Source organism: Amycolatopsis sp. NPDC101161 (assembly GCF_044768185.1).
Classification (GTDB): Bacteria; Actinomycetota; Actinomycetes; order Mycobacteriales; family Pseudonocardiaceae; genus Amycolatopsis.
On record NZ_JBIWPI010000005.1, the window covers coordinates 135,460 to 151,044 of the forward strand.

The following is a 15,585-nucleotide window of genomic DNA, read 5'->3' on the forward strand; positions in this document are numbered from 1 at the left end:
CAACGCTGCCCGGTGACGCGCTACCTCCGGCGCCGCAGCCGCGCCTGCCTCCGGAGCCGCCGGCGCATGCGGCGCCACCTCGCGCGCAGGTCCGTGCGCAGCGCTTGCTCGGCCTCGCGGTGCATGCCGATCTCGTGGAGCAGCTCGGCGATCCGCACCTGCTTGTCGGTCGGCACCTCAGCGGCCCGCGGGCAGCAGGGACGAGATCCGCAGCGACGACGTCCCGAGCCCGGTCGGCCCGCTGAACCGCGGGTGGTGGCCCAGCTCGGTGCCGGTGTACCGGCCGGCGTGCTCGTGCCAGTGCGCCACGCCCGCCAGCCAGTCCCGCAGCGACGCGTCCCCCGCGTGGCGGAACTCCGCGAGCCGCGCTTCGGCCAGGTCGGCGACCACCGCGAAGGCGCGTTCCTCCGAGCAGCCGAGGAAGTTCCGCACGACGAGGACGCCGTTGTCGAGCTCGCCGTCGTGCTGGATCTCCTTGCGGTAGGAGTACAGGTCGTTGAGCAGGCCGCCGTAGTCGGCCGCGAGGTGCTTGAGCGCCGGCCGCGCCTTCGGGGCGGTCAGGGCCATCGAGAGGTCCGCGCCGAACGTCCGGCGCCGCATCTCGATGTGGTCGATGGGGTCGGGGATCCGGTTCTGGGCCAGGTTCGCCAGCCGCCACAGCCAGCTCCCGGTCATCGACTCGACGGCCTTGCGCACCGCGTCGCGGTCGTCCGTCCGCGGCCAGAGGTCGGCGAGCGCGGTTTCGACGGGGTTCAGCGGCGCCGGGCCGTCTCCCATGAACAGCTTCAGGCGCTCGCGCCACGCCTTCGCCGCGGCGAGGTCGCGCGTCGCGCCGAAGACCTCCTGGAAGTAGTCGTCGGCGTAGGTGCTCCAGGTCAGCCAGTCGCTGGTGAGGTCGAGGCGCTCGGCGGTCGCGTCCGGGTGGATGCCCGCCGCGCACAGCGGCAGGTCGGCGGCGCGCAGCTTGCGCTCGTCCCACACGACGCCGTCGAGCAGGCCCGTCGTGCGTGCCCAGTCGACGTTTCGGCGACGGCACGCGTCCAGGTGCCGGTTCAGCCGCACCGGGAACGGCGGCTCGACGGCCGGGCGCGCCACCCGCACCTCGCTGAACGGCGAGTGGCTGTAGGCCCGCAGCCGCTGCGGGGCGGTGGCGAGCACCGACGACAGGATCCGTGCGGCCGGCGGCCGGTCGTCGAGGGCGCCTTTGTTCATGTACCGGCTGGACCGCAGGTGCCACTCGTGGCCGCCGGACTGCCAGTCCTGCAGGCCCTTGACGTAGGCGAACGTCGCCGCGCGCGCCGCCGGGTCGACGCCGTGCTCGTCGAAGAGCGCGGGGACCTCGGTGAGCGCCGTGTGCTCGAACTGGTGCAGCCGTGAGGTGATGAGGTCGTTGACGGCCTCGGCCGCCTCCTGCGTGGAGAGGCCGAGGAACTTCTCGAACACGAGCACGCCGTTGGACAGCTCGCCCTCGTCCTGCACTTCGCGTTGGTAGGAGAAGAGGTCGTTGCGCAGGTGGACGCCGTCGGCGAAGCAGTCGCGCAGGACTTCCATCGGTCTCGTCGCGGCGATCGCGTCCGGGACTTCGGCGTGCACCGAGTGTTCGACGAGGTTCGCCGACCACGGCGCGCCGCCGACCTTCCGCCGCATCTCGACGTACTCGATGGGGTTGGCGAGGCGGCCTTCGTTGATGTTCGCCAGTTCCCACAACGACTCTTCGAGCAGAGCTTTCGTGCTGTCGACGAACCGGCGCCGCCACGCGGCCGAGCGGTGCGGGATCGTGCGGTCCCACAGGTCGGCGAGGCCGCGCTCGACCGGGTTCTCCGGCGTCGCGGTGATCTCGCCTTCGGCGGGCATGAAGAGGTCGATCCGGTCGAGGTAGGCGCGCGCGCTTTCGATGTCGCCGGTGCGCTTGTAGAGCTCGAGGAAGTGGTCGTCGAAGTAGAAGACCCAGACGTACCAGTCGGTGATGAGGTCGAGCTCGGCCGCGCCGGCGTCCGGGTGGGTGTAGGCGCAGAGGAGGGCGTAGTCGTGGGAGTCGAGGTCGTGCTCGGTCCAGATGACGGTGCCGTGCTGCGGGACGTCGATCATGTCCATCCCGCGCGCCCACGCCTTGCTGTGCGCGCGGGCCCGCTCCAGGTGCGGGTTCAGCCGCGCCGGGTAGGGCATGTAGAACTCGGGGAGGACGAACGGCTGCTCGGGCACCCCGTGAGGCAACCAAAACCCGCCGGGCGCGCCAAGGGGCTCCGGCGCGAAGCACACGAACGGGCCGGGCACGTCCCCCGGCCGGCCCAGTGACGTGCACGACCCGGTCGGCACGCCGCGCCCGGCCGTCGCACGATGGGGGAGTACCCCAGGCGAAGGGAGCGGTGGCATGGCCGAAGTGGTCGACAACCCCGACGAGGGCCGTTACGAGGTGTGGGTGGGAGACAAGCTCGCGGGCGCGGCGTACTACGACGAGCGCGGCGACCTGACGGTGTTCACCCACACCGAGGTCGACGACGCGTTCGCCGGGCAGGGGCTGGGGAAGGTACTGGCGGCCGGGGCGCTCGACGACGTCGTGGCGAAGGGACGGACGATCGTGCCGGTTTGCCCGTTCATCGCGGGGTATCTGCGGAAGAACCCGGGGTACGAGGACCACGTCCGGTGGCCGAAGGGCTGAGCCGGTCCGGTCCTGAATGACTCATTCAGGACCTCGGGGTGCCAGGGGATGGCATGAACGACCCGCCCGGCCAGGGCTTGGGCCGCTCGCCACCGTTGAGCGGGGCGAGGCCGATGGGCTCAGCAGGCTCCGGGCCGCGCGACAGCAGCCGGTCCATGCCCGAGCCGCGCGCCCCCGGGTCGTCATGAACGACTCGTTCATGACGTTCGGTAGCCCGAGGGCTGAGCCGGTCGGCCTACCGCCGGCCTCCTCCACGCAGCAGACCGGGCCTTTGTTACGCCGAACGCAGCAACGTCGCTGCGGCCAACCGGTCCAGAACGCGAGGTATGTCCGAATCTGCTGGTTATTAACCAACCTTCGTCGGTGTTGCGTTGGTTGCCTGGCAACGAAAGTGACCGGCGCAGGCTTCGAACCGGCTACCTGGAGGAAGTTGATGACTCCCCGGAAGACCGCCCTCAAGACCTTCGCCGTCTTGTCGGCCGCCGCGCTGACGGCGGGCGTTTGCTCGTCGGCGGCCACCGCGTCCCCGCTGGCCTTGGCCGCGATGCAGGCCCAGGCCATCACCAGTGCCACCCAGGTGGCGAACGCGCTCGGCGCCGCTTCCGGGGGTGTCTACCTCGAGAACGGCAAAGCCGTCGTCAACGTCGTCGACGACGCCGCCGTGCAGCAGGTGCGGGCCGCGGGTCTCACCGCGAAGAAGGTCAAGCACACCTTCGCCGCCCTCACCGGCGTCAAGAACCAGCTCGACGCGGTGAAGAACGTCCCGCAGACCGCGTGGGGCATCGACACCAAGACCAACCAGGTCGTCGTGAAGGTCTACGACGCCGCCAGCAAGGAGACCTCGGACAAGGTCGCCGCCGCCGCCGCGAAGTACGGCGACAGCGTCCGCGTCGAGCACCGCACCGGCAAGCTTGAACTGCACATCCAGGACGGCGACGCCATCCAGAACAGCCAGGGCCGCTGCTCGCTCGGCTTCAACGTGACGCGCGGCGGACAGCCGTTCCTGCTCACCGCGGGCCACTGCACCAACCTCGGCGGCACCTGGTCCGGCGGCGACGTCTCCGGCGCGCAGGTCGTCGAGAGCGACTGCCCCGGTGCCGACTCCGGCCTGCTGACCCGCCCGAACGGCACCGGCCCCGGCGAGATCAACACCGGCCAGGCGATCACCTCCGCGGCCGAGCCGACCGTCGGCGAGCAGATCCAGAAGCAGGGCTCGACCACCGGTGGCGGCAGCGGCGAGGTCACCTCGGTCGACGAGTCGGTCAACTTCGACGTCGGCGTGCTCAACCACGAGTTCGGGACCACTGCCCACACCGACCACGGCGACTCCGGCGGCCCGGCCTACGACGGCGAGAAGGGCCTCGGCACGCTGTCCGGCGGCGACACCGTGACCAGCTACTTCTACCCGCTCACCCTCGAGCTGCAGGCTTACGGCCTCCAGCTCGCCTGATCGACCCCCGAAGGGCCCCTTTCACCCGAGTCGAGGGCAGGTGAAAGGGGCCTTTCTCATGCTTCGAGGCGCCGCGCGCGGTAGACGGCGTCGGTGTGGTGACCCTCGCCGCGCGTCTCGCACGTCTCGACGATCCACTCCCAGGCGTCGCCCAGGTAGCTCGTGATCTCCTCCGGCTCGAAGAACAGCTCCTCCGGCGGCTTCTGGCCGTCGAACTCCCGCATGGCCTTCGGCGAATGCCCGACGACCAGCAGCGACCCGCCCGGCCGGACGGCCGCGGCCGCCGCGGCGAAGACGTCGCGGCGCAGGTCCGGCGGCAGGTGCATGTACTGCGCGGAGATCAGGTCGTAGCTCTCCTCCGGCTGCCACTCGAGGATGTTCTTGTGGAGCCAGCGGACGTCGACGCCGGCTTCCTTGCCCGCTTCTTCGGCGCGGGCGAGCGCGACGGTCGAGATGTCGGCGCCGTCGACCGTCCAGCCCTGCTTCGCGAGCCAGATCGCGTCGCCGCCTTCGCCGCAGCCGAGGTCGAGGGCGCGCCCGGGTGTCAGCCCGGCCACCTCGGAGCTGAGGTTGGGGTTGACGTTCCCGCTCCAGATCCGGTGCTCGTCGCGCTGGTACATCGCTTCCCAGAACTCCTGCTTGAGCATGTCTTCGACGATCATCGGCTGGTCGTGCGGCATGGTTCCTCCTCGGTGACGTCCCCCAGCATGCGGAGGACGTCACCGAGGAGGCAAATTGCGTTGCCGGAATGGCAACTCAGGCCGTGCCGTACACCTGCATCTCGTACAGCGAGTAGCCGTACGACGTGCCGCGCGTGACGCCGTTCATCCGCACGTAGCGGCCGCTGCCGGCCAGGCCGGTGAGGTCGTCGGTCGCGCCGTTGCCGGTCGTGGTGCTGTAGATCGTCGTCCAGGTCGTGCCGTCGGCCGACGTCTGGATGCTGTACGCCTTGCCGTACGCGGCTTCCCACGTCAGCTTGACGTGCGAGACCTGCTTGGTGGCGCCGAGGTCGACGCGCAGCCACTCGCTCGCCGTGCCTTCCTTGGACGCCCAGCGGGTGCTGGTCAGGTTGCCGTCGAAGGCCGCGCTCGCCGGGTAGGACGACGACTCCGTCGACGACGCCGTTGCCGTCTTGCCTTGGGAGAGCAGGGTTTCGGTGCCTCCACCGCCGGTCACGGTGACGCCCAGCGAAGCGGTTTTCGCGCCGCCGGTGATGGTGACCGTCGCCGAGCCGGGGGTGGCGTTCGCGGCGGCCGCGACCGTGACGGTCGAGGACCCGCCGGCCGGCACCGACGCCGGCGCGAAGGACACGGTGACACCCGCGGGCGTGCCGCTCGCGGACAGCGTGACGGCGTCCGTGGCGGTGACGGTGGCCGTCGCCGAAGCACCCGGGGCGACCGACACCGACGACGGCGTCACGCTGATGCCGGACGTGTTGCCCGCCGCGGTGAACGTCCAGCGCGCCTGGGTGCCGGAGCAGCTGCCCGCCGTGAGCGTCGTGCCCGAGGCGCGGAAGCACTTCTTGCTCGTCTGGATGTCGGAGATGGTGCCGTCGGGGTTGATCGACCACTGCTGGGCCGGGCCGCCGGTGCAGGTCTGCAGCACGATCGAACTGCCCGAGATGCCTGCGCACTTGTCGTTGATGACGAGGAAGGCGCCGTGGAAGGTGAACCGCTGGGCGTCGCTTCCGGTGCAGGCGGCCACTTTCAGCGTCGTGCCGCTGCTCGGGGCTTCGAGGCACGTGCCGGTGGAGTTGTTCTTGTACTGGCCGACCGTGGTGTTCGGCTGCGCGCCGCCCCAGCATTCACCGGTGCTGGTGTTGAAGATCGGCGTCGCGTCGTAGGGCTCGTTCGACGGCGGGTCGACGACCACCGGCTCCATGACCGGCGTGTTGTCGGCGTTGTAGTGCGTGAGCGCGTCTTCGCAGTCGATCGCGTCGAAGGCGCTGCCGCCCTTGCCGCCGAGCCAGAGGTCGATGTGACGCAGGCCGGGTCCGCCGTTCGGGCCCTTGCCGTTCCAGTCCTGCGAACACTCGTCGCAGCCGTCCTCCATGATGAAGTACTTCTTCACCCGCGGCACCCAGACCTTGGTGCCGGGCTTGAGCTCGTCGCTGCTGGTGGCGAAGGTGATCGGGTCGGCGTAGCTGCCCTTGCCGCCCGCGGTGTCGTGGATCTGCGGGTAGGAGATGTCGCCGCCGGGCGGCGTGTTGTCCCACCAGCCGTAGAAGGTCAGGAAGGTCGGCTGCGTGGTGGCCGCGCTCGCCGTGCTCGCGCCGACGAGCGCGGAGGTGAGAGCGAGGAACAGGGTCACGACGAGCACGAGCGCGCGCCGGGTCATGCTGCCTCCGGAGGGGGTGGGCGGACGATGACTGCGGCGTGCGTCCAGGTTCGCCGGGCGGCGGGCCGCCGTCAAGACCTATTCGTAAAGTTTCCTAACGAATCCGGTTTCGTGTCCCGGTCGCCGGGAAAACCACGCGCGCCGGGGATCCGCTCGGCGAAGATGACGCCATGAGCGGACAACGGGAAGTCGTGGTCACCGGGGGCGGCACGGGCATCGGGCTGGCGATCGCCGCCCGGTTCGCGGCGGCGGGCGAGCGCGTCACCATCACGGGCCGGCGCAAGGACGTACTGGAAGCGGCGGCGGAGAAGCTCGGCGCGCGGGCGGTGGCTTTCGACGCGAGCGACCCGGAGGCGGTGCAGGCCGCGCTGGCGGAGCTGCCTTCGCGGGTGGACGTCCTGGTCAACAACGCCGGCGGCAACACCGACCGCGTCCGGGAGGCGCCGGTGGGTTTGGCGGGCCTGGCGGACGCGTGGCGCGCGAACTTCGACGCCAACGTCATTTCCGCGGTATTGGTGACCACGGCGTTGAAGCCGCGCTTCGCGGACAACGTGCGGGTTGTGACGCTGGGGTCCGTCGCAGCGAAGCAGGGGTCGGGCTCGTACGGCGCGGCGAAGGCGGCGATCGAGGCGTGGAACACGGACCTGGCGCGGCAGCTGGGCGCGGCGGGGTCGGCGAACGTGGTGGCGCCGGGCGTCACCCTCGACACGGAGTTCTTCCACGGCACGGTTTCCGACGAATGGGTGGCGGCGAGGGTATCGGTGGCGTTCGACAAGCGCGCGGGGACGCCGGAGGAAGTCGCGGCCGTGGTGGGGTTCTTGGCTTCCCCGGAGGCGGGACATGTCACCGGGCAGGTGGTCCACGTGAACGGCGGGGTGTACGGGGCCCGCTAGGCCATCCGGGTCGGAAGTGGGTCGAACGTCCCACGACCGCCGCCGTTCTCTCCATGGTGGAAGTGTCCAGACCACCGGATGAGAGGTGTGATCCGCCGTGACGGCAGCATCCGCAACCCCGGCCCTCCCGACGGCACGACCGGCCGGATGCCCGTTCGACCCGCCCGAAAACTACGCCACGCTGCGGGAAACCGCGCCGACGTCGCAGGTGCGCTGCCCGGCCGGCATGGACGCCTGGCTCGTGACGCGCTACAGCGATGTCCGCGCGGTGCTCGCCGACCGCACGATGAGCTCGCGCGGCGCTTCCTCGGTGCACGTCAACCCGAACGCCGACCTCGACGAGGACGTCAGCCCCGGCTCCATCATCCAGCTGGACGGCGCCGAGCACTCGCGCATCCGGAAGATGGTGATCGCGGAGTTCACCGTGCGGCGCGTGGAAGCGATGCGCGGGTACGTCCAGGAGCTCGTCGAGAGCCACCTCGACGCCATGCTCGCCCGGCCCGGGGAAGCCGATCTGGTGCGGGACTTCGCGTTGCCGATCCCGTCGCTGGTGATCTGCGAACTGCTCGGCGTCCCGTACGCCGACCGCGAGCGGTTCCAGCGGCAGAGCGGGTTGCTCGTCAGCACCGACGCCACCCGCGAGGAAGGCCAGCAGGCCTACGACGAGCTTTCCGCGTTCCTCGTCGAGCTGTTCACCGACAAACAACGGAATCCGCGGGACGATCTGTTCAGCAGGCTGATTTCCCGCGGCGAGAAGACCGGCGACCCGCTCACCATGGAGGAACTCGTCGTGCTCGGCCTCAGCCTCCTGGTGGCCGGCCACGAGACGACGGCCAACATGATCGCGCTCAGCACGCTCGTGCTGCTCGACCACCCGGCCCAGCGCGACGTCGTGCTGTCCGCGCCGGAGCGCGCGGTCGAGGAGCTGCTGCGGTACCTGTCCGTCGTGCAGTTCGGCGTGCTGCGGTACGCGACCGCGGACGTCCAGATCGGCGACCGGGCGGTCAAGGCGGGGGAGTGGCTGGTGGCCGCGCTGAACTCGGCGAACCGCGACGAAGACCTGTTCCCCGGCGCGGACAAGCTCGACTTCCATCGCGACTCACCGCGCACGCACGTCGCGTTCGGCTTCGGGGCGCACCAGTGCATCGGCCAGCAGCTCGCGCGCGTCGAGCTGCAGGAGGCGTTGACGCGGTTGTTCCGCCGGGTGCCGGACCTGCGGCTCGCGGTGCCGCGCGAATCCCTCGCGTTCAAGCACAACACGCTGGTCTACGGGGTGCGGGAGCTGCCGGTCGCCTGGGGCTGAGAATGGCGGCATGACACCTTCACCGGCGCGGCGGCTGTGGGCGGCCGTCGAACCCCTGCACGCGGTCGTGTACTTCGCGCCGGAGACGGCGGCCGCGGCGAAGGAGGCCGGCCTGCGCGGGTACTGGATGGGGTACTTCGCGGGCCGTCTCGCGCCGCTGGGGCCGGTCGGCCCCGCGCCGGCGACGTCCGTGCTGTTCGGCTTCGCCCCGGCGATGGTCGCGCGGGCCTTGCCGGACGCGTGGTCGTTCGCCTCCCCGGACGCCGTGCTCGGCTCCCGGCTGGCCGCCGTCGAAGCCGCGCTGGGCCGGACGCTGGGGTCCGGACACGAAGAACTGACGACGCTGCTGGAGCGGGCCGCCGCCGCGTGCCGGTTCGACGGCCGCCCTCTCGCCGCGGCGTGGTCCGCGGTGCCCAGGCCGGCCGGCGTGCTGGGCCGGCTCTGGCTGGCGGCGACCGTGCTGCGCGAGCACCGCGGCGACGGCCACGTCCTGGCCGCGGTCCACGCCGGGCTGACCGGCCTGGAGACCACGCTGACCCACATCGGCGACGGCGTCGTCGGCCGCGGCGACGTCCAGCCGCACCGGGGCTGGACCGAGGACGACTGGACGGCGGCCGCCGAGCGCCTGCGGGTCCGCGGCCTGCTGGACGCGAGCGGCCGGCTGACGAACGCCGGGACGGCGGTGCGCACCCGCCTCGAAGAGGACACCGACCGCCTGGCGTCGGCTCCGGTGGACGCGCTGGGCGAGGACCTGGACCGGCTGCTGGAGCTGGCCGTCCCGCTCAGCCGGGCGGTCATCGACGCCGGCGTCGTGCCGGTCCCGAACCCGATGGGCGTCCCGCGGCCCTGACGCGTCGATTTCGCCGGGTCCCGTTCGACGCACCGGTGAACCCGGACTTCGGAGGGACACGATGACCCTGCTCAACGGCAAGAACGCGATCGTCTACGGCGGCGGTGGCCGGATCGGCTCGGCGGTGGCCACGGCCTTCGCCGAGGAAGGCGCGCGCGTGTTCCTCGCGGGCCGCACGCGCGCGCGGCTCGACGTGGTCGCCGAGCGGATCCGCGCGGCGGGCGGCCTGGCGGACGTGGCGGAGGTGGACGCCCTGGACGAGCGGGCGGTCGACGAGCACGCTGACGCCGTGGCCGCCGAGGGCGGCCTGGACATCTCGTTCAACCTGATCGCCCACGGCGACGTCCAGGGGACGCCGTTGCTCGACATGACCGTCGCCGACTACGAGCGCCCGGTCGTGACGGCGGTCCGGACCCAGTTCCTGACGGCCCGCGCGGCGGCTCGTCACATGGTCAAACAGCGCTCGGGCGTGCTGCTGTTCTTCGGCGGCGCGGGCGAACCGGTGCGCGAGTTCTCGGTGGGCGGGCTGCAGGTCGCGTTCCACGCGCTCGAGGCCATGCGCCGCCAGCTGGCCGCGGAGCTGGGCCCGCACAGCGTGCGCGCGGTGACGCTGCGGACCGGCGGCATCCCGGAGACCCTCCCGGCGGACTTCGCGGGCCGCGAGGCGATCGAGGCGAACATCGCTGGCAAGACGATGCTGGGCCGCACGGCGACGCTGGCGGACGTGGGCGCGGTGGCGGCGTTCGTGGCGTCGGACCGGGCCCGCACGATGACGGCCTCGACGGTCAACGTCAGCTGCGGTGCCCTGGTCGACTAGCTACTTGCGCGACGAGATCTGCTGCACCATCCACGCATTGCCGTCCGGGTCGGCGAAGTGGACGAAGCCCACGTTGTCGAGGTCGGCCTTGCCGTCCCACGCGCCCGTGCCGAAGACCTCGATGTCGCTCACCTCGACGCCGCGCTCGCGCAGCATCGCGTGGGCTTTCGGGAGGTCGTTGACCACGAGCTGCAGGCCCTTCAGCGAGCCGGGCGGCATCTCCGGCACCGCGCCCTTGCCGATCACCACCGAGCAGCCCGAGCCCGGCGGGGTCAGCTGGACGAACCGGGCGCCTTCGCCGACCGTCATGTCGTGGTCGACGGTGAAACCGACCTGGTCGGCGTAGAAGGCCTTCGCGCGGTCCAGATCGGAGACCGGCACCACGACCACCTCGAGCGTCCATTCCATGTGACGCACGCTACCCGGACGGCGTCTCGCGCCGCTCGACCACCAGCCGCTGGTGGCGGGCCGCGCGGACGCGGTCACCGCACGTCGTCGAGCACCAGCGGCGGCGGGCGTGCTCGCGGAAGAAGAACCGCACGCAGCCGTGCGCCTCGCACGGGCGCACCAGCGGGGCGAGGTCGCCGGTCACGACGTCGATCGCGTCGCGGGCCAGCGCGGCCAGCGCCTCGTCGACGGTGCCCGGGCGCGTGCTGCGCCATTCACGCCGGGGCCAGGCGAGCTGCGGGGCGGCGGCGTCGGCGCGGGCGGCCGCGTTCACCGTCTCGACGGCGTCGGCGGCCGGCTCGCGGTCCTCCGCCACCGCCGCCAGCAGCTCGCGCACCGCCGCCCGCAGGTCCGTGACGCGGCGGAGGTCGTCCGCGCCGAGCGGGGCGGCCAGACTCAGCCACCCGGCGGCGGCTCGCGGCTCGGCCAGGTCGTCGACCTCGCCGCCCGCGGTCAGCCGGCGGGTGTTGACCAGCGCCAGCGCGGGCGAGCGCTCCTCGCCGGGTGCCGCAGTGACCACGTTCGCCTCCTTCAGTCCGGCCTTCATGTTGACAGCCTACGCCGTCTCATGGATAAATAAGCCAATAAACATGAGACGTGAGGAGTGACCGATGGTCGCCGTGCACCACCGCTTCGCCACCGTCGCCGGGCACCGGCTGTTCTACCGGGAGGCCGGACCCGCCGGCGCGCCCACGATCGTGCTGCTCCACGGGTTCCCGACGAGCTCGCACATGTACCGGCACCTGATCCCGGCGCTGGCCGACCGCTACCACGTCGTCGCGCCCGACTACCTCGGCGCGGGCGCGTCCGACGCGCCGCCGGTGGCCGAGTTCACCTACACCTTCGACGCGCTCGCCGAACTCACGCTCGGCCTGCTCGACGAGATCGGCCTGGACCGCTTCGCGCTCTACATCCAGGACTTCGGCGCCCCGGTCGGCCTGCGCATCGCGGCCGGCAACCCGGAACGGGTGACCGCGATCGTCACGCAGAACGGCAACGCCTACGTCGACGGCCTCGGCGCCGGCCTGCCGCAGAAGCTGGCCGCCGGCACGCTGACCGAGGACGACCTGCGCGGCATGGTCAGCCTGGAGGCCACGAAGGCGCAGTACCTCGACGGCGTCCCCGACCCGGCGCTGGTCAGCCCGGACGTCTGGATCCACGACCAGGCCCTGCTCGACCGGCCGGGCGGCGCCGAGATCCAGATGGCGCTGCTCGCCGACTACCACCACAACATCGGCCTGTACCCGAAGTTCCACGAGTACTTCCGGACCAGCGGGGTGCCGCTGCTGGCCGTCTGGGGCGGCAACGACGCGATCTTCGTCGCCGACGGCGCCCGCGCCTACGCCCGCGACCTGCCCGACGCCGAGATCCACCTGCTCGACTCGGGCCACTTCGCGCTGGAGACCCACCTGGACGCCATCGCCGGGTACATCCGGGGATTCCTCGGGCGGGTGCTGCCCGTTGAGCGGGATGCCGGTTGACCGGCCGGTCGGCGCGCTCGTAAGGTTTTTTCCGACCTCCGCCGTCGTCAGCACTCATGGAGGACGGTAATGGGCAGACGGATGCGCGTGGGGGCGATCGCGCTCGCGCTGGTCGCCGCGACGATCACCCCCGCGGGAGCCGCGGATTCCCTTTTGTCACAAGGAAAGCCGGTGACGGCGTCGTCGTCGGGCGGGTGCTGCCCGGCGGCGAACGCGGTCGACGGCGACTCGGCGACCCGCTGGGCGAGCGCGGCCGGCGTCGATCCACAGTGGATCTACGTCGACCTCGGCGCGGCGGCGCACGTCAGCCGTGTCCGGTTGCAGTGGGACGCTTCCTGCGCCACCGCCTACGAGATCGACACCTCCGCCGACCACGTCACGTGGACGAAGATCTACGCGACCACCACCGGGAAGGGCGGCGTCGAAGACCTGACCTCCCTCGACGGGACCGGTCGTTATGTCCGGGTGTACGGCACGAAACGCTGCCGCACCGACGCGTCGAAGGGCTATTCGCTGCAGGAGTTCGGCGTCTACGGGTCGACCGGGGACGTCACGCCGCCGACGCAGCCCGGCACGCCGACGCTCGACGCGGTCACCGCGACCAGCGCGACCATCTCGTGGACCGCGGCGAGCGACGACAGCGGCGTCGTGGGCTACGACGTCTACCGCGACGGCCAGCTCTGCGCCAGCACGACCGGAGCCCTGACGGCTACCTGCGGCAACCTCAACCCGAAGACCACTTACGGCTTCTACGTCAACGCGCGTGACGCCGCGGGCAACGTCTCGCAGGCCAGCGGCACGCTCTCGGTGAAGACACCGCCGTCGGACGACCACAATCCGCCGTCGGTGCCGGGGAACGTGCACACCACCTCGGTCTCCAGCACGTCGATCGGTCTCGCGTGGACCGCGTCGACCGACGACGTCGGCGTCACCGGCTACCGGATCTTCGACTCCGGCACCCAGGTCGGGACGTCCGACACCGCGAGCACCACCCTCGGCGGCCTGAACCCGAACACCACGTACCACCTGCAGGTGCGGGCCGTCGACGCGAACGGCAACCTCAGCGACCCGAGCACGCCGGCCCTGGACGTCACGACCACCGGCGGCTCGGGCTGCACGCCGTCGCAAGGCGTCTGCGGGGCGACGCAGGTCGCCACCGACGACGACGTCGTGTGGGGCCTGGTGACCCTGCCCGACGGGTCGATCCTCTACAACCAGCGCGACGCGCACGACATCGTCCACCTGAACCCGAAGACGGGGGCGAAGAAGACGATCGGGACCGTGCCGAACGTCCAGAGCACCGACGGCGAAGGCGGCCTGACCGGGCTGGAGATCAACCCGGCGTCGTACGCGTCCGACCACTGGCTCTACATCATGCACACCTCGCCGAACGACAACCGGATCGTGCGGATCAAGTACGACCCGGCCGCCGACTCGCTGACCACGAGCACCGAGCAGGTCCTGCTGAGCGGCATCGCGCGCAACAAGTTCCACAACGGCGGCCGGCTGCGCTTCAGCCCGGACGGCCGCTACCTGTTCGCCGGCACGGGTGACGCGCAGAACGGCGACAACGCGTCGAACACCAGCAGCCCCAACGGAAAGGTGCTGCGGATCAACCCGGACGGCTCGATCCCGGCGGACAACCCGTTCCACAACGCGGTGTGGAGCTACGGGCACCGCAACGTCCAGGGCCTGGCGTTCGACTCGCAGGGCCGGCTGTGGGAGCAGGAGTTCGGCAACAGCATCATGGACGAGACGAACCTGATCGTGAAGGGCGGCAACTACGGCTGGCCGTCGTGTGAGGGGACGTCGGGTTCGTGCGGCACAGCGGGGTTCATCGCGCCGAAGAAGACGTACCCGGTGGCGCAGGGATCGTGCAGCGGGATCACGATCATCCACGACGCGCTGTACGTGGCGTGCCAGCGCGGCACGCGGCTCTACCGCGCGGTGATCAGCGGCAGCTCGCTGACGAACTTCCAGACGTTCTTCAACGGGACGTACGGCAGGCTCCGCACGGTGGAGCCGGCCCCGGACGGCAAGATGTGGCTGGCGACCAGCGTGGACGGCGACAAGGACAGCACGCCGCACAACAGCCACAACAAGATCCTGCTGGTGACGGTGGCCTAGCCGCCGAGGAGGCGCGAGAGCGCGTCACGCGCTCTCGCGTCCTTCTCCGCCAACGCTGTCAGCTCCTGGGCCAGCGCCGCCAGCCAGTCGTCGACCGCGGCTTCCTTCCGGCTGATCACCACGCCCCGCACCACCTGGTGGATCTCCGCCGCCACCCCGCCGTGCTTGCCGGCGCTCAGCACCAGCACCCGGTCCGGCGTCCGGACGCGTACCGCCGTCGCCTGCCCTTCGCGGCCGGCCACGCGGTCGGCGAACGTGCGGTGCCGCGACACCTCGACCATCCCCGGCGGCAGCGCGCCGCCCAGGGTCTCGGACAGGACCCGGTGGTAGGACTCGACGTCCGCGCGGTCCGTGCGCAGGGCCGCCGCCACCAGGTGGAAGTCCAGCTCGCCGCCCATCAGTCGGTCAGGGGCAGCACGAGCTGCGGCTTGGCGATGCGGTGGTCGGCGCGCAACGGCTTGACCGCCGTGCCGATCGCGAAGAACTCCGTCGTGTGGCCGCCCCAGCGGTGCGGCAGCGACAGCAGCTGCACCCCGACGATGCCCTCCGCCTCCAGCTGCTCCGCCTCGGCCTGCATCCGGGACATCGCCAGCTCGCGCGCGTCGTACAGCGCCTCGGTGTACTGCGGGATCTCGACGTTCTGGCCGATGTTGCCCATCATCTGCCGGAACCGCTGGTGCGCGATGTGGTAGACGCACGTGCCCATCACCATGCCGAGCGGCGCGTAGCCGGCCTGCACCAGCGTCCAGAAGTCCTGACCGGACAGATCACTGGTGAACGGCTTTCCCGTGTTGTTGCGCCATTCGCCGGGTTCGTCGGCCTTCACCGCGGTGCCGATCGCGATGAACTCGGCGAGGTCGCTGCCGAACTCCTTGAACTCGATCTCCAGCCTGACCGCGACGATGCCGTCGGCGCCCAGGACGTCCGCCTCGGCCTCCATCCGGGACATCGCCAGCTCGCGGGCGTGGTACATCGCCTGCGAAAGCCGGTCCAGCTCCTGGTTCTTGCTCCACCGCCCCATCTGGAACCCGACGTGGTAGATGCTCGAGCCGAGCACCAGCCCGAGCGGCCGGAACCCGGCTTCGCGCACGAGGAGGAACTCGTTCACGCTCAGGTCGGACGTGAACAGGCTGGTCTTCGAGCCCGGTCGCATCTCGGCGAGCCGGCGCATCGCATCCTCGGGGATGTGCTGCGCGGCGGGGTCCGCGGTGGTCACGAAGC

General features: G+C 71.2%; 16 protein-coding genes. 8 read left to right on the forward strand and 8 right to left on the reverse strand.

Features of this window, described 5'->3' with window-relative positions; translation table 11 throughout:
* Window positions 1–20 precede the first annotated feature (20 nt).
* Both ACIRSS_RS34255 and ACIRSS_RS34260 read right to left on the reverse strand, forming a co-directional pair.
* The gene (locus ACIRSS_RS34255) at window positions 21–176 is read right to left on the reverse strand and encodes a hypothetical protein (protein ID WP_400902269.1); all 156 of its coding nucleotides are present in this window, start codon (window positions 174–176) and stop codon (window positions 21–23) included.
* 1 nt (window position 177) lies between these two features.
* A complete protein-coding gene (locus ACIRSS_RS34260) occupies window positions 178–2,166 on the reverse strand; it encodes a germacradienol/geosmin synthase (protein ID WP_400903999.1) in 1,989 nt (662 codons plus the stop codon).
* A gap of 205 nt (window positions 2,167–2,371) precedes the next feature.
* On the opposite strand from ACIRSS_RS34260, the gene ACIRSS_RS34265 reads away from it, so the two are divergent.
* Window positions 2,372–2,659 carry a GNAT family N-acetyltransferase gene (locus ACIRSS_RS34265; RefSeq protein WP_400902272.1) on the forward strand — a complete coding sequence of 96 codons (288 nt, stop codon included), beginning with the start codon at window positions 2,372–2,374 and terminating at the stop codon, window positions 2,657–2,659.
* Between the two features lie 433 nt (window positions 2,660–3,092).
* Window positions 3,093–4,109 carry a S1 family peptidase gene (locus ACIRSS_RS34270; RefSeq protein WP_400902275.1) on the forward strand — a complete coding sequence of 339 codons (1,017 nt, stop codon included), beginning with the start codon at window positions 3,093–3,095 and terminating at the stop codon, window positions 4,107–4,109.
* A gap of 56 nt (window positions 4,110–4,165) precedes the next feature.
* Here ACIRSS_RS34270 and ACIRSS_RS34275 read toward each other — a convergent pair whose 3' ends face one another.
* Both ACIRSS_RS34275 and ACIRSS_RS34280 read right to left on the reverse strand, forming a co-directional pair.
* Complete coding sequence (locus tag ACIRSS_RS34275; RefSeq protein ID WP_400902278.1) at window positions 4,166–4,789, reverse strand: SAM-dependent methyltransferase; 624 nt, start codon at window positions 4,787–4,789, stop codon at window positions 4,166–4,168.
* Between the two features lie 76 nt (window positions 4,790–4,865).
* Entirely contained in the window at window positions 4,866–6,446 is a 1,581-nt protein-coding gene (locus tag ACIRSS_RS34280) for a discoidin domain-containing protein (protein ID WP_400902281.1), read from the reverse strand.
* Between the two features lie 170 nt (window positions 6,447–6,616).
* Between ACIRSS_RS34280 and ACIRSS_RS34285 the strand changes: the two genes are divergently transcribed.
* From ACIRSS_RS34285 to ACIRSS_RS34300, 4 genes are all read left to right on the forward strand, one after another.
* Window positions 6,617–7,339: an SDR family oxidoreductase gene (locus ACIRSS_RS34285; protein ID WP_400902284.1), complete on the forward strand. Its 723-nt coding sequence runs from the start codon at window positions 6,617–6,619 to the stop codon at window positions 7,337–7,339.
* Between the two features lie 97 nt (window positions 7,340–7,436).
* The gene (locus ACIRSS_RS34290) at window positions 7,437–8,642 is read left to right on the forward strand and encodes a cytochrome P450 (RefSeq protein ID WP_400902286.1); all 1,206 of its coding nucleotides are present in this window, start codon (window positions 7,437–7,439) and stop codon (window positions 8,640–8,642) included.
* 10 nt (window positions 8,643–8,652) lie between these two features.
* Window positions 8,653–9,492: a hypothetical protein gene (locus tag ACIRSS_RS34295; RefSeq protein ID WP_400902289.1), complete on the forward strand. Its 840-nt coding sequence runs from the start codon at window positions 8,653–8,655 to the stop codon at window positions 9,490–9,492.
* Window positions 9,493–9,553: 61 nt separating this feature from the next.
* Window positions 9,554–10,309, forward strand: a complete 756-nt coding sequence (locus ACIRSS_RS34300; protein ID WP_400902291.1) for an SDR family NAD(P)-dependent oxidoreductase — start codon at window positions 9,554–9,556, stop codon at window positions 10,307–10,309.
* Here ACIRSS_RS34300 and ACIRSS_RS34305 read toward each other — a convergent pair whose 3' ends face one another.
* Window positions 10,310–10,717: a VOC family protein gene (locus ACIRSS_RS34305; protein WP_400902294.1), complete on the reverse strand. Its 408-nt coding sequence runs from the start codon at window positions 10,715–10,717 to the stop codon at window positions 10,310–10,312.
* A 10-nt stretch (window positions 10,718–10,727) separates the two neighbouring features.
* Window positions 10,728–11,303 (reverse strand): CGNR zinc finger domain-containing protein, encoded by a 576-nt coding sequence (locus ACIRSS_RS34310; protein WP_400902297.1) that lies wholly within the window; start codon window positions 11,301–11,303, stop codon window positions 10,728–10,730.
* Window positions 11,304–11,367: 64 nt separating this feature from the next.
* Between ACIRSS_RS34310 and ACIRSS_RS34315 the strand changes: the two genes are divergently transcribed.
* A complete protein-coding gene (locus ACIRSS_RS34315) occupies window positions 11,368–12,237 on the forward strand; it encodes an alpha/beta fold hydrolase (RefSeq protein WP_400902300.1) in 870 nt (289 codons plus the stop codon).
* A 69-nt stretch (window positions 12,238–12,306) separates the two neighbouring features.
* Entirely contained in the window at window positions 12,307–14,364 is a 2,058-nt protein-coding gene (locus ACIRSS_RS34320) for a PQQ-dependent sugar dehydrogenase (protein WP_400902303.1), read from the forward strand.
* Here ACIRSS_RS34320 and ACIRSS_RS34325 read toward each other — a convergent pair.
* Entirely contained in the window at window positions 14,361–14,762 is a 402-nt protein-coding gene (locus tag ACIRSS_RS34325; RefSeq protein WP_400902306.1) for a hypothetical protein, read from the reverse strand. The two genes, ACIRSS_RS34320 and ACIRSS_RS34325, sit on opposite strands and share 4 nt — an antisense overlap.
* On the reverse strand, window positions 14,762–15,580 hold the full coding sequence (locus ACIRSS_RS34330; protein ID WP_400902309.1) for a heavy metal-binding domain-containing protein: 819 nt from the start codon (window positions 15,578–15,580) through the stop codon (window positions 14,762–14,764). The genes ACIRSS_RS34325 and ACIRSS_RS34330 overlap by 1 nt, the downstream gene beginning before the upstream one ends.
* Window positions 15,581–15,585 lie beyond the last annotated feature (5 nt).

Coding starts and splice junctions, on each gene's coding strand:
- ACIRSS_RS34260 (WP_400903999.1), bottom strand. CDS start 2,166: ATGCCCTACCCGGCGCGGCTGAACCCGCACCTGGAGCGGGCCCGCGCG.
- ACIRSS_RS34265 (WP_400902272.1), top strand. CDS start 2,372: ATGGCCGAAGTGGTCGACAACCCCGACGAGGGCCGTTACGAGGTGTGG.
- ACIRSS_RS34270 (WP_400902275.1), top strand. CDS start 3,093: ATGACTCCCCGGAAGACCGCCCTCAAGACCTTCGCCGTCTTGTCGGCC.
- ACIRSS_RS34275 (WP_400902278.1), bottom strand. CDS start 4,789: ATGCCGCACGACCAGCCGATGATCGTCGAAGACATGCTCAAGCAGGAG.
- ACIRSS_RS34280 (WP_400902281.1), bottom strand. CDS start 6,446: ATGACCCGGCGCGCGCTCGTGCTCGTCGTGACCCTGTTCCTCGCTCTC.
- ACIRSS_RS34285 (WP_400902284.1), top strand. CDS start 6,617: ATGAGCGGACAACGGGAAGTCGTGGTCACCGGGGGCGGCACGGGCATC.
- ACIRSS_RS34295 (WP_400902289.1), top strand. CDS start 8,653: ATGACACCTTCACCGGCGCGGCGGCTGTGGGCGGCCGTCGAACCCCTG.
- ACIRSS_RS34300 (WP_400902291.1), top strand. CDS start 9,554: ATGACCCTGCTCAACGGCAAGAACGCGATCGTCTACGGCGGCGGTGGC.
- ACIRSS_RS34305 (WP_400902294.1), bottom strand. CDS start 10,717: ATGGAATGGACGCTCGAGGTGGTCGTGGTGCCGGTCTCCGATCTGGAC.
- ACIRSS_RS34310 (WP_400902297.1), bottom strand. CDS start 11,303: ATGAAGGCCGGACTGAAGGAGGCGAACGTGGTCACTGCGGCACCCGGC.
- ACIRSS_RS34315 (WP_400902300.1), top strand. CDS start 11,368: ATGGTCGCCGTGCACCACCGCTTCGCCACCGTCGCCGGGCACCGGCTG.
- ACIRSS_RS34320 (WP_400902303.1), top strand. CDS start 12,307: ATGGGCAGACGGATGCGCGTGGGGGCGATCGCGCTCGCGCTGGTCGCC.
- ACIRSS_RS34325 (WP_400902306.1), bottom strand. CDS start 14,762: ATGGGCGGCGAGCTGGACTTCCACCTGGTGGCGGCGGCCCTGCGCACG.